This window comes from Egicoccus sp. AB-alg2, from assembly GCF_041821065.1.
Classification (GTDB): domain Bacteria; phylum Actinomycetota; class Nitriliruptoria; order Nitriliruptorales; family Nitriliruptoraceae; genus Egicoccus.
In genome coordinates, this window is sequence record NZ_JBGUAX010000012.1 from 103,815 (window position 1) to 116,986 (window position 13,172).

Here is a 13,172-nt window from a genome sequence, read left to right on the forward strand (position 1 = left end):
GGAGCACGAACGCCGACATGGCCAACCAACCCACGTCCTCGTCCCAGTCGGAGCTGAACGCCTGGCTCGTCGAGGAGATGTACGAGCAGTACCGCGAGAACCCCGACGCGCTGTCGAAGTCCTGGCGCGACTTCTTCGCGGACTACCGCCCCGAGGACCAGAACCGCGGCGGCAACGGCGCGAAGCGGTCCGACGGCGCGCCGACGAAGGAGGCCGCGGCACCCAGCGGCAACGGCAAGGGGCCAGACGTCGCCAAGGCCGCCCCGACGGTCGCCGACGACGACCCGACCGCCACCCGCATCCGCGGGGTCGGTGCCCGCATCGTGGAGAACATGGAGACCTCGCTCGGGGTCCCCACCGCGACCTCCGTGCGCGACGTGCCGGCCAAGCTGCTCGAGGTGAACCGGCGCATCATCAACAACTACCTGCGCCGCACCCGCGGGGGCAAGGTCTCCTTCACGCACCTGATCGCCTACGCCATGGTCAAGGCGGTCGAGGCCGTGCCGGCCATGAAGTCCAGCTACGGCGAGACGCAGGACGGCAAGCCGGCCGTGCGGCGTCCGGAGCACTTCGGGCTCGGGCTCGCCGTCGACGTGGAGAACAAGGACGGCTCGCGCAGCCTGCTGGTGCCCGTGATCCAGGACGCGGATGCGCTCGCGTTCGACGAGTTCCTGCGGGCCTACGAGGACATCATCCGCAAGATCCGCACCGGCAAGCTCGACCCCGCGATGTTCTCCGGCGGCACCATCACGGTCACCAACCCGGGCACGATCGGCACGGTCCACTCGATCCCGCGGCTGATGTCCGGGCAGGCGGCCATCCTCGGTGTCGGCTCGATCGACTACCCGGCGGGCTACCAGGCCGCCGACCCGCGCACGATCGCGAAGCTCGGCGTGTCCAAGGTCATCACGCTGACCTCGACCTACGACCACCGCGTCATCCAGGGCGCGGAGTCGGGGCTGTTCCTGAAGCGCGTCCACGAGCTGCTGCTCGGTGAGCACGGCTTCTACGACGAGGTGTTCGCCGCGCTCGGGCTGCCCTACGAGCCGGCGCGCTGGCGCCCGGACTCGACCCACTTCGACGACGAGACCGACCTGCTCACCAAGCAGAGCAAGGTCGACGCGCTCGCCAACATGTACCGGGTGCGCGGTCACCTCATCGCCGACCTCGACCCGCTGCGTCTGCAGCCCAGGGCGATGCACAACGAGCTCGACCCGACCTACTACGGACTCTCGATCTGGGACCTCGACCGAGAGTTCGTCACCGACATCGGCGGGCGGACGCGGCGGCTCGAGCTGCAGAAGATCCTCGGCGTCCTGCGCGACGCGTACTGCCGCACCATCGGCATCGAGTACGGCCACGTGCTCGACCCCGATCAGAAGCGCTGGATCCGCGACAAGGTCGAGGGCGTCTCCGAGGACGTGCCGGCCGAGGACCAGCTGTGGATCCTCGAGCGGCTGAACGCCGCCGAGGCGTTCGAGTCGTTCCTGCACACCAAGTACGTCGGCCAGAAGCGCTTCGGCATCGAGGGTGGCGAGAGCCTGATTCCGCTGCTCGACGCCGTCTGCGAGGCCGCGGCCGACGACCCCGACGTCCTCGACATCGTGATGGGCATGGCCCACCGCGGGCGCCTGAACGTGCTGTCGAACATCGTCGGCAAGTCGTACCACCAGATCTTCGGCGAGTTCGAGGGGCACATCGACCCCGACACGGTCCAGGGCTCCGGCGACGTCAAGTACCACCTCGGTACCCACGGCGTGTACGAGGCCCGCTCCGGCAACACCGTCGAGCTGCACCTGCCGCCCAACCCCTCGCACCTCGAGGCCGTCAACCCGGTGGTCGAGGGCATCTCCCGGGCGAAGCAGGACCGCTACGACCGCGGTCAGGACGGCGTGTTCCCGGTCCTGCCGTTGCTGATGCACGGCGACGCCGCGTTCGCCGGCCAGGGCGTCGTGGCGGAGACGCTCAACCTCTCGCAGCTGCGGGGGTACCGCACCGGCGGCACCATCCACGTGGTGATCAACAACCAGGTCGGGTTCACGACCTCGCCGCACGCGGCCCGCTCGTCGTACTACGCCACGGACGTCGCGAAGACCGTCCACGCGCCGATCCTGCACGTCAACGGCGACGACCCCGAGGCGGTCGTGCGCGTGGCACGGCTGGCGTACGAGTACCGCCAGGAGTTCCACCGCGACATCGTCATCGACCTCGTCTGCTACCGGCGTCACGGCCACAACGAGGCGGACGACCCGTCGTTCACCCAGCCGCAGATGTACGAGGTGATCGACAACCTGCGCTCGGTCCGCAAGCTGTACACCGAGCGCCTGGTCCGCCGCGGTGACATCTCGATCGAGCAGGCCGAGGAGTTCCTGGAGGACTTCGAGAGTCGGCTCGAGGAGGCGTTCGCGTCCACGAAGCAGGCCGCCCCGCCGGAACCGCCCAAGGCGATCCGTCCCGAGGAGTCGACCTCGTTGCTGCCGCCGGCGGAGACCGGCGTGGCCAAGGAGACCCTGGACCGCATCGCCGCCAACCAGTTCGACGTGCCGGACGGCTTCACGCGCCACCCCAAGCTGGACCGCATCTTCAAGAAGGCCCGGGAGCGCTACGAGTCCGGCTCGATCGACTGGGCGCTGGGCGAGACCCTCGCGTTCGGGTCGCTGCTGCTCGAGGGCAACAACGTGCGTCTGGCCGGTCAGGACTCGCGGCGCGGCACCTTCTCGCAGCGCCACGCGGTCCAGGTCGACTTCCGCTCCGGTGAGGAGCACCTGCCGCTGCAGCACCTCGCGGACGAGCAGGGCAAGTTCTTCATCTACGACTCGCTGCTCAGCGAGTACGCCGCGGTCGGCTTCGAATACGGCTACTCGGTGGAGGACAAGGCCTCGCTGGTGGCCTGGGAGGCGCAGTTCGGCGACTTCGTCAACGGCGCCCAGATCATCATCGACCAGTTCATCGTCGCCGCCGAGGACAAGTGGGGCGAGACCTCCGGGCTGGTCATGCTGCTGCCCCACGGCTACGAGGGGCAGGGTCCCGAGCACAGCTCCGGGCGCATCGAACGGTTCCTGACGCTGTGCGCCGAGGACAACATCCAGGTCGTCAACGCGACCACCTCGGCGCAGTACTTCCACGTCCTGCGCCGCCAGCTGCACCGCGAGGTGCGCAAGCCGCTGATCATCTTCACGCCGAAGTCGCTGCTGCGTTCACCCAACGCCTTCTCCGACATCGGTGAGTTCACGTCGGGTTCGTTCCGTGAGACGTTGGACGACCCGGCCTGGGACCAGCGGGACAAGGCCGAGGCCCGCGCGGTCGTGCTCTGCGCGGGCAAGGTCGCCTACGACGTCATGAAGGCACGCAACGAGCGCGAGCTGCCGGTGGCGGTGGTCCGGGTCGAGCAGCTCTACCCGTTCCCCGGCGAGCAGATCCGCGACGTCCTCGCGGGCTACCCGAACGCCCAGGACGTCGTCTGGGTCCAGGAGGAGCCGGCGAACATGGGGGCGTGGGGCTTCGTGGACGGGCGCCTGTGGAATCTGCTCGACGAGCTCGGCGGGGACCGCCAGCTGCGCAGCGCGGCCCGCGTCCCGTCGGCGTCGCCGGCGGCCGGCCAGCACGTCGTCCACGAACAGGAGCTCGAACAGCTCCTCGGCGACACCCTCGACCCCGTCCCGACGGACTGACCGAACCGCGAAGCACCGCACGACGCCCCGGCCGTTCCCGGCCGGGGCGTCGCCCGTCCCCAGCCCCCCACCAGTCACGGTTTCCGTCGCCGGTGCGGGAAACCCCTGCTCCGGCGCTGTCACCGCCCGGCTCCGCGGACGGTTTCCGTCGTGGGTGACGGAAACCCCTGCTCCGGCGCTGTCACCGCCCGGCTCCGCGGACGGTTTTCGTCGCCGGCGCGGGAAACCGACGGCCAGGCCCGGACGACGGGACCTGGCGCCGGTGGCTCAGAAGCGGGGCGAGCGGACGGCGACCGGAGGAGTGACGCCGAGCTCGTGGGCCCGCACCGTGAGGCTGGCAACCATCGTGCTGAACAACGACATCGGCTCGTCGATGTCCGCCTTCGTGACATACCCGAGCCGAATCCCTTCGCGTCGGAGTTCCGCGTCCCGCTCGTCGTCGGCGATGCGCCGTGCGACGTGCTCGTGGTCCACCCTGCCGAGATACTCGTAACCGAAACGACAGCGGCGGCAGAAGAAGTCGACCCGGCGCCGGGGTGTCACCCATACCTGCGGGTCGAAGCCCGGCTCGAAGCAAGAGACGAAGGGCCACAGCAACCGCTCGCCTTCGGACTCGATGCGGTCGCCGCCGGCTGCATCCAGCACCTGCTCCAGGACGTCGGCGCCCGGCGCGATCTCGCGGAGTCGGGCGATCCGTCGACGGAGCCGATCCACCGTCACCTTCCCCGTTCCACGAAGGTGGTCCCACGCCACTCGCAGTTCGCGATCACTCACCTCCGAACGGAATGCGGCACTGTCGATCAGCGCATCGAGGGGGCCGGCGACCCGCACGGCCCCGTACGCCGTGGTGCCTCGACGTGGCGCCAGATCCGGGCGATGGTGGAAATCGACGTTCTGGAGCCAGCGATGCCGAGCCGTGAGGATCTCGAACGCCTAGGCGCCGACGAAGCCCGGCACCGCGTAGAGCCCGAGAGCCACGGGGCCGGTGACGCAGCCCTGCGGCCGTGCTCGGAGGGCGGCCGCGAAGGCAGGCTGTTCGGGCAGCACCGCGCCACCTCGGACACGCCAGATGCCGCGGACCACCGGCTCCAGCCGGCCGATCCTCAGGAGGTGGTCGGCGCGTCCGGCCCCGAGGATGTCCACGAGTTGGAAGCGCCCGATGACACCGTGTTGCTGTTCGGCGAGGTCGTAGGCGCACGACATCGAGGTGTCGGACTCGGGCTCGGTCTCGGCGGACTCGATGTCGCCCGCGTCCGCGCCGAGCGTGCGGTCGGTGGGGTGTGTGTCCATGGGTGGAGCATCACTGCCGCCGGCCGGATCGTCGCCGCGCGTTCTTCCGGCCCTGTGGAAAGCGCCTTGGCCAGGTGGAGGGCGAATCCGCACGCCGACGGCGTCACCCCCGGGACGCGGGATCGAGCACTTTCCGTCACGGGCGACGGAAAGCGCCGTTCGGTGAGCCGGGGCAGGGGTGCTCGCTGGGAGGTTTCCGTCACTGGCGACGGAAAGCGTCGTTCGGTGAGCGGGGCAGGGGGTGCTCGCTGAGAGGTTTCCGTCACCAGCGGCGGAAACTGCGGGAGGGTCAGGCGGGGAGGGACTCGAGGTAGTCGCGGATGGCGGCGTCGACGGCGGCGGCGCGGGTGGTGGCCAGTGCCGGGTCCTCGTCGTCGAGCAGGTGCACGCCGCGGTTGTCGCGCAGCGCCTCGGCCAGCGCCGTCACCTCGTCGCGGGTGCGGCCGCCGGCCCCCGAGTGCACCACGAGCGTTGGGATGTCCAGCTCGTACAGCCGCCGTAGCTCGTCCACTTCACCGCCGGGCAGGTCGAACAGCAGCAGCCCGCGCACCCGGTCCGGCGCCGACAACCCCGCACGGACGGCGATCAGCGCGCCGACGCCGTCACCGGCGAAGACGGCACGCTCGATGCCCTGGTGGTGCAGCAGGTCGAGGGCCATCCGCGCATGCTCGCGGATCCGGTCGGACCCCTGAGCGGCTACCTGCGGCGGATCCCACGCGAGCAGCCGGTAGACCGCGCCGAACACGTCGAGGCGTTCGCGCAGCGTCGCGGCCGTGGAGTCGGCGCCGGGGCTGAGCAGGATCGGGGGCCCCTCGCCCCCGACGTCCTCGAACGGCACCTGGTGGCCGTCGAGCTGCGCGTGTGGCACCGCTGACCTCCGGACGACGACGGTTTCGACGGGGCCGACGCTAGCGAACCGGCCCACGCGTGCCGTCACTCCTCGCGGCCACGCGGGATCGTGTCGTAGGCCTCCAGCGTGTAGCGGACGCTGGGGTCCCACATCAGGAACTCCTGGATGTCGTGGTCCCGGGCGGCGCGGATCTGTTCGCGGACCTGGTGCGGGCGGTCCCACGCGCGGTAGGTGGTGTCCTCGAGCCAGGGCACGATGCGGGTGTCGGTGCCCTCGACCTGTTCCTTCCACACCTCGAGCGTCGCGTCGATGATGTCGTAGGGCTGGCGGTTCGGGTCGGCGACGCCGTATTCGCCCGGGCCCCAGTGCGACGGGTAGATCATGGGCGCGACGTAGTCGAGGTACTCGGACATGCCGGGCACGTCCTGGGCGATCTGGGTCGGCCGGTCGGCGGCGATGCCGTAGAGCGACGCGCCGTGCCCGACCCCGTAGCGGGAGAGCCGCTCGTCGGCCAGCCGGGTGAACTCGATGATGGCCGGCTCGAGCGGCTCGTCGTTCGGGATGCCCTCGAGCACGAGGTTCTCCCGCGGCCCGTCCGGCTTGCGGATGTAGTCCCACAGGATGTCGTCGACGCCGGCGCGGGCGGCCTCCTCGGCGATGGCGAGGTTGTACTCGATCACCTCGGGGTGCGAGAAGTTGGTGAAGCAGCACTCGTAGCGGCCGGTGTAGGGCTCGCCGTCGGTCGTCTGCACCAGCCAGTCGAGGTCGCCGTTGTCGCGCGCGTAGGGGCCGAGCATCGGGTCGCGGAAGGCGACGATCCGGCCGGCCACGTGGATGCCGCGCTCGTGCAGGGCGGCGATCGTGGCCTCGAGGTCGTAGACGCCCTCGTTCGCCCCCGAGGCGATCGCGAGCTCCACCTCGCTGTTCCAGCCGATACGCCCGCCCTCGTCCTTGAGGGTCAGCGCGACCGAGTTGATGATGCCGTCGTCGGCCATCTGCAGGATGCGCTCGCGGAAGCTGTCCGTGGCCCAGGCGTGCGGGGTGACGTGGACGCTGCGGACGTGGTCGACCTCGACGCGCGAGGGGACGGTCACCAGCGTGAACTGGTCGTCACTGGCGTTGCCGGCCGCGTCGACGGCGACGATCTCCAGGTCGCCCTCGGGCGCCTCGGGCAGCTCGACCGCGAAGCCGCCGTCGTCACCGGCGGTGGTCTCCTGCCCGGCCACGCTGACGGTGGCGCCGGGCTCGGTGGTGCCGGCCACCGACACCGGCTCGCCGGCGACGACCGCGCTGTCGGGGGAGGTGAGCTCGATCTCCGGCGGGGTCGCGTCGACCGCGAACGCCCACTCGTGCAACACCTCGGGCTCGTCCGCGTCGGGTGCCTGGCGCAGCGCGGCGAGGGTGTACTCGCCGTCGTCGAGGTCCTGCGGGGCCCAGCGCAGCGTCGTGTCGCCACGGTCGGCGTCGACGTCCTGGCCGTCGAGTGCGAGGCGCACCGTCTCCGGCACACCCTCCTCACCGTGGACCTCCCAGGCGGCCTCGGCGAGGTCCTGCCCGTTGAGCAGCGCGCCCTCGTCCGGGCCCTTGTACTCCAGCGCTGGCTCGCCGCCGCCGCAGCCGGCCAGTACGAGCGCGGCGGTGGCCACCCCGAGCAGCCGGATCCGGGCAGGACGCACACCGAGCAAGGTCATCCGGGTTCCCCGTCTGCATCGTCGTTCCCGCGCCGTCACCCGCTGCGACGGCGCCTCGCCGCGACACTGCCGAACAGGCCCCTGGCGGCGAGACGGTGCCCGACCCTACCGGTTCGTCCGGAGCGTGCACTCTGGTGGCAGATGTCCCGACGAGCGATACGGTCGCGCGTCCACGAATCGTCGGCACCCGGGGGCACCGTGGGGTTCTGCAGTCGCGCGCGACGGACGCGCCCTGTCCGCACGTCAGCAGTTCCGGCGCTCGTGGCCGCCGCTCTGGCCGCCTCGGCATGCGCCGGCCAGGCGGACGCGCCGGGTGCGCCGGACGACGCGGGCGCCGTCGCGGACGCCGGTCCGGCCCCGGACGAGGCCGCGGACGGCGACGCGGCCGAGCCCGACGCGGCCGACCCCGAAGCGGCCGACCCCGACGCCGAGGCGGCGGCCCAGGAGCTGCCCGACCCGGCCGAGGTCGGCGCCAACGAACTCGGGCAGATCCCGGTGCTCATGTATCACCGCCTGCTCCCGGACGGCGGTGGCGACTACGACCTCACCCCGGAGGAGTTCCGCGACGAACTGCAGTGGCTGTACGACCACGACTACCGCCCGGTGCGGATGGCCGACGTCGCCGCCGGCACGATCGACCTGCCGCCGGGCGCGTCGCCGGTGGTGCTCACCTTCGACGACTCCACCCGCGAGCAGTTCGCCCTCGACGAGGACGGCGAAGTGTTGCCCGACACCAAGGTCGGCATCCTCGAGGAGTTCGCGGCCGCCCACGACGGCTGGGATGCCACCGCGGCGTCGTTCTACGTCATCACGAGCTCACTGTTCGGCGGTGGTGAGCGCGGCGAGCAGCTGCTGACCGAGCTTGCCGGTCGCGGCTACGAGATCGGCAACCACACCCACACGCACGCGAACCTGTCCAACCTCGGCGACGCCGAGGTGCAGCGGGAGCTCGCGGCGACCTCGGGCATGGTCGAGCAGCTGACCGGACAGGCCACGCAGACGTTGTCGCTGCCCTTCGGCATCCGGCCGCAGCAACCCGAGCTGGCCGGCGAGGGCGAGGCGGACGGCGTGTCCTACGCCCACGAGGCGGTGCTGCTGGTCGGTTCGGGACCGGCGGTGTCGCCCTTCCACGCCGACTGGGACCCGCTGGGGGTGCCCCGCATCCGTTCGTCGCCGTCGTGGGACGGCGGTGAGCCGGACTACGGCTCGGCATTCTGGCTGGAGGTCCTGGAGGAGCACCCGGAGCGCAAGTACGTCTCCGACGGCGATCCGGACACGATCTCGTTCCCGGCCGAGTTCGAGGACGACCTCGACCCCGCCCACGCCGATCGGGCCAACCCGTACTGATCCGAAGCGGCGCCGCCGTACCCGAACGGACGGACAGGGCGCTTGCGCGGGCCGTGACCGGGCAGGGACGCTGGCATCTCCTCTCCCGCCCGCTCTCGGAGCCTTCCGTGCACAGCGATGCCGACCGTCTCCTGCCCGCCGCCCCCGTCCGGGACCTCGACGAGCACCTCGCCACGGGTGGCGGTGCCGGGTTGGCCCGGGCGTTGGAGCTGGACGCCGACGCGATCATCGACGAGATCGGTCGTGCCGGCCTGCGGGGGCGCGGCGGTGCAGGGTTCCCGACGGCGCGCAAGTGGCGTGGCGTCCTGGAGACGGCGGCGAGCGCCGGCGGGCGCCTCAGCCTGGTGGCCAACGCCGCCGAGGGGGAACCCGGCACCTACAAGGACCGCGTCCTGATCGAGCAGCAGCCCTATGCGTTCCTCGAGGGCATCTGCATCGCACTGCACGCCACCGGCGCCGACCGGGCCCACATCGGCATCAAGGCCAAGTTCACGGGCCCGGTGGAACGTCTGCGCACCGCCTTGGAGGAGGTGCGGGCGGCGGGATGGCCCGGTGCCGACCGGATCGACCTCGTCCTCGGCCCGGACGCCTACCTGTTCGGCGAGGAGACCGGGATGCTGGAGGTCATCGAGGGCAAGCTGCCCATGCCCCGCATCGTCCGCCCCTACGAGCAGGGCCTGAACGCGACCACCAGCGTCCCGAACCCGACCATCGTCAACAACGTGGAGACGCTCAGCCACGTGGCCTGGATCCTGGCCAAGGGCGCCGACTGGTTCCGTCAGGCCGGTACGGAGTCGTCGCCCGGCACCATGGTGTTCACCGTCGTCGGCGACGTGGAGAACCCGGGCGTCTACGAGCTGGCGCTGGGGACGCCGCTGCGCACCCTGCTGGTCGACATCGCCGGGGCGCGCGACATCAAGGCGGTCTACTCCGGCGTCTCCACACAGGTGCTGACTCCCGAGCGGCTGGACGTCCCGCTCGGCTTCGACGAGATGCGTGACATCGGTGCCGGCATGGGCTCGGGCGGGTTCATCGTCTACGACTCCTCGCGCAGCATCGTCGACGTGCTCGCGGTGCTGATCCGGTTCCTGGCCATCGAGTCCTGCGGCCAGTGCAACGCCTGCAAGCTCGGCAACATCGCCATGGCGGAGCTGCTCTTCAAGGTGCAACGCGGCGAGGCGACCCAGGCCGACCTGGAGACGCTGCTGCGCCGCAGCCACGTGGTCACCGACGCCAACCGCTGCTACCTGCCGGTCGGCTCGCAGCTGCTGGTCGCCAGCACGATGCAGGCCTTCGTCGACGAGTTCGTCGCGACGGTGGAGAAGGGCGAGCCCACGCCCGCCGACCTGCCCACCCCGCTGGTGGACCACATCGACGAGGCCAACGGCGAGGTGACCTACCACCCGCGCTACCACCTGAAGCGCAGCGACTGGTCCTACGCCGACGCCGACCCGCGCGACGAGCGGCTGGCCGCCATCCGCGATCCCGGCTGAACCTGGTGTCGCCGTCAGGCCTGCAGTTCGTCGGCGTGTGGCGGGTCGGCCCCGACCCGCGTGCAGGTGATCGCGGCGACGCGTACCGCCACCTGCAGCGCGGCGCGCCAACCGGCGACGTCGAGGTCCCGGATCCGGTGACGGGACAACGTGCCCGCCCGATCCAGCGCGTACAGCAGCCCCGAGGTGAACGCGTCGCCGGCGCCGACGGTGTCGGCCACCTCGACCGCTTCACCCGGCACCTCGACGACCTCGCCGGACGCGAGGTGGACCTCGGCACCGTCCGGACCGCGGGTGACGACGACGGCCGCCGGGCCGGCCTGCGCCCAGCGTCGGGCCACCTCGCCGTGCCCGCGGTCGGGATGGAGCACGGCGAGGTCCTCGTCGCTGACCTTGACGAGGTCCGTGTGGCGCACCACCTCGTCCAGCCGCGCGGCGTAGCGCCCCAGGTCGCCGATCACGCTCGGCCGCACGTTCGGGTCCAGGCTGAGCAGGGTGTCGTCGCGCTCGCCGGTCAGCAGCCCGACGAGGGCCGCGCCGGCGGGGTCCGTCTCCAGCGTCACGGCGCCCAGGGACACGTGCACGGCGTCGGCCCGCTGCCAACCGTCGAGGTGGTCCGCGCTCAGCTCGGCCGCGCTGGTGCCGTTCAGGTAGAACCCGTAGCTGGCACGCGCCTGGTCGTCGAGGTGCACGACGGCCAGCGTGGTGGGCGCGTCGGTGCGGTGCACCAGGTGCAGGGAGACGTGCTCGTCCTCGAGCCGCTGGGCCAGCTTCCGCCCGAAGGCGTCGCGCGAGAGCCCCCCGAGATAGGCCGTGTCGGTGCCCAGCCGGCCGAGCCCGACGGCGACGTTGTACGGCGAGCCGCCCAGCAGCGGGCGCAGCACGTCGGGGTCGTCGCCGCGCGCGGGTGCGAGGTCGACCAGCGCCTCGCCCACCACCACGATCACGACGACAGCTCCACGATCGCGGCCGTGTCGGCCGGCAGGTGCAGGACGGTGCCGTCCAGCGAGGCGCCGTCGGCGCTGGTGTAGACGAGGCGTCCCGCCCCCGGCAGCTGCAGGTCCGCGACCGCGTCCGGGTCGCCGTCGCCGACGTGCAACGCCGCGACGACCCGACCGCCGTCACCGGCGGCCGGCAGCACCCGCTCGATCGCCACGACCGGCCCGGCGTCCGTCAGCCACCGCGACCCCGCCCCACCGCGCAGCGCCGGCAGCGAGCGGCGCACCCGCAGCAACTCACGGGTCCGCTCGAGCGGCGAGCCGGGCACGCCCTGCTGCGCCGCGACGGTGTCCTCGGGCCGGCGGTTGGCGCCGAACGGCAGCCAGGGCGTGCCGGTCGTGAACCCGTAGCCCGGGCCGGGCTCCCACAGCATCGGGGTGCGTACGGGGTCGCGGCCCCTGGCTCCCGGGTTGCGCACGGCCACGGGGTCCTGGGCGGCGTCGTCCTCCAGCTCGCCGTCGTCCAGGCCCAACTCGTCGCCCTGGTACAGGAACGGCACGCCCGGCAGGGCACACAGCAGCGTGAAGTAGGCGAGCGCGCGGCGGGCGCCGACCTCGCCGCCGCCGAAACGGGCCGCCGCCCGGGGGTCGTCGTGGCTGCCCAGCGGCCAGGCGAAGTGCTCGCCACCCGCCTCGACCAGCTCGGCCAGCAGCGGCCGGATCTCCTCGACGTCCCAGGTGGCGTGCAACGTGGCGAACGCGAAGGCGAGGTGCAGGCCGTCGCGACCCTCGACGTACCGGCGCAGGCGGTCGGTCTCCAGGATGTAGACCTCGCCGAGCAGCAGCGCGTGGTGCTTGGCCGCGACGGTGTTCCACTCGCGGTAGATGTCCAGCACGCCGTCCTGGTCGTGGTCGTGCAGGTGCTCGAAGGCCTCGAACCGCTCGCGCGGCGGGGCCGTCGGGTCGTACGGCGCGATGACGGGGTTGTCGCGGTACTCCGCGTCCTCCACCAGGGAGTGCGCGACGTCGATGCGCATGCCGTCGACGCCGCGGGAGAACCAGGTGTCGAGGATGTCGACGAACGCCGCACGGACCTCGTCGTTGGCCCAGTTCAGGTCCGGCTGCTCGGGCAGGAAAAGGTGCATGTAGTACTGCCCGGACGTCTCGTCGTAGGTCCAGGCCGGGCCGCCGAAGTGGCTGACCCAGTTGTTGGGCGGCCCGCCGTCGGGTGCGGGGTCGCGCCAGACGTACCAGTCGCGGTGGCGGGCGTCCTTCGACGAACGTGCGTCCACGAACCAGGGGTGCTCGCTGGAGCTGTGGTTGGGCACGAGGTCGACCACGACCTTCAACCCGAGCTCGTGGGCGTCGTCGACCAGCTTCGCCACGTCGTCGACGGTGCCGTAGGCCGGTTCCACGCCGAGGTAGTCGGACACGTCGTAGCCGTGGTCGGCCTGCGGCGAGGGGTAGAACGGCGTGATCCAGACCAGCTCCACGCCGAGCTCGGCGAGGTAGGGCAGCCGGGCCCGGATGCCGGGCAGGTCGCCGTAGCCGTCACCATCGCTGTCGGCGAACGAGCGCACGTAGATCTCGTAGCCGACCATTCCCTGCCACCAGGTCACCGGGCGCCACCTTCCGTGTCGTGAGGGTCGAGGCACGTGGGGCCGCCCGCGGTTCGGACGACGGGCCTCGGCACGCTACCGGTGCGGACGACGGGCCTCGGCACGCTACCGGTGCGAACGTGATGTTCGCGGTGCGCCGATCCGGTCCCCTTTCCCGGCTTTCCGGTCTATCGTCCCGGTGATGCCGGCGGGCGTTGCCCGCCGCACCACGAATTGACGCTGCCATCGCACCGAATCCGTGGCGGCGGCCGACACGACCGGGAGACGAGGGCG

9 protein-coding genes are annotated in these 13,172 nt (G+C 71.6%); 3 read left to right on the forward strand and 6 right to left on the reverse strand.

Annotated features, from left to right (window positions below):
• The first annotated feature begins 17 nt into the window (after positions 1–17).
• On the forward strand, positions 18–3,671 hold the full coding sequence (locus ACERM0_RS20605; RefSeq protein WP_373680516.1) for a multifunctional oxoglutarate decarboxylase/oxoglutarate dehydrogenase thiamine pyrophosphate-binding subunit/dihydrolipoyllysine-residue succinyltransferase subunit: 3,654 nt from the start codon (positions 18–20) through the stop codon (positions 3,669–3,671).
• A 267-nt stretch (positions 3,672–3,938) separates the two neighbouring features.
• On the opposite strand, the gene ACERM0_RS20610 is transcribed toward ACERM0_RS20605, so the two are convergent.
• From ACERM0_RS20610 to ACERM0_RS20625, 4 genes are all read right to left on the reverse strand, one after another.
• Positions 3,939–4,502, reverse strand: coding sequence for a hypothetical protein (locus ACERM0_RS20610; protein ID WP_373680517.1), 564 nt, complete (start codon positions 4,500–4,502; stop codon positions 3,939–3,941).
• 102 nt (positions 4,503–4,604) lie between these two features.
• Positions 4,605–4,961, reverse strand: coding sequence for a hypothetical protein (locus ACERM0_RS20615; RefSeq protein ID WP_373680518.1), 357 nt, complete (start codon positions 4,959–4,961; stop codon positions 4,605–4,607).
• 289 nt (positions 4,962–5,250) lie between these two features.
• Positions 5,251–5,829 (reverse strand): alpha/beta fold hydrolase, encoded by a 579-nt coding sequence (locus tag ACERM0_RS20620; protein WP_373680519.1) that lies wholly within the window; start codon positions 5,827–5,829, stop codon positions 5,251–5,253.
• 65 nt (positions 5,830–5,894) lie between these two features.
• A complete protein-coding gene (locus ACERM0_RS20625) occupies positions 5,895–7,502 on the reverse strand; it encodes a putative glycoside hydrolase (RefSeq protein WP_373680520.1) in 1,608 nt (535 codons plus the stop codon).
• A 261-nt stretch (positions 7,503–7,763) separates the two neighbouring features.
• On the opposite strand from ACERM0_RS20625, the gene ACERM0_RS20630 reads away from it, so the two are divergent.
• Together ACERM0_RS20630 and ACERM0_RS20635 are read left to right on the forward strand one after the other, a co-directional pair.
• On the forward strand, positions 7,764–8,849 hold the full coding sequence (locus ACERM0_RS20630; RefSeq protein WP_373680521.1) for a polysaccharide deacetylase family protein: 1,086 nt from the start codon (positions 7,764–7,766) through the stop codon (positions 8,847–8,849).
• Positions 8,850–8,956: 107 nt separating this feature from the next.
• Entirely contained in the window at positions 8,957–10,342 is a 1,386-nt protein-coding gene (locus ACERM0_RS20635; protein ID WP_373680522.1) for an NADH-ubiquinone oxidoreductase-F iron-sulfur binding region domain-containing protein, read from the forward strand.
• 14 nt (positions 10,343–10,356) lie between these two features.
• Here the strand turns inward: ACERM0_RS20635 and ACERM0_RS20640 are convergent, their stop codons facing one another.
• Complete coding sequence (locus ACERM0_RS20640) at positions 10,357–11,289, reverse strand: carbohydrate kinase (protein WP_373680523.1); 933 nt, start codon at positions 11,287–11,289, stop codon at positions 10,357–10,359.
• The gene (locus ACERM0_RS20645) at positions 11,286–12,899 is read right to left on the reverse strand and encodes an alpha-amylase family glycosyl hydrolase (RefSeq protein ID WP_373680524.1); all 1,614 of its coding nucleotides are present in this window, start codon (positions 12,897–12,899) and stop codon (positions 11,286–11,288) included. The genes ACERM0_RS20640 and ACERM0_RS20645 overlap by 4 nt, the downstream gene beginning before the upstream one ends.
• Positions 12,900–13,172 lie beyond the last annotated feature (273 nt).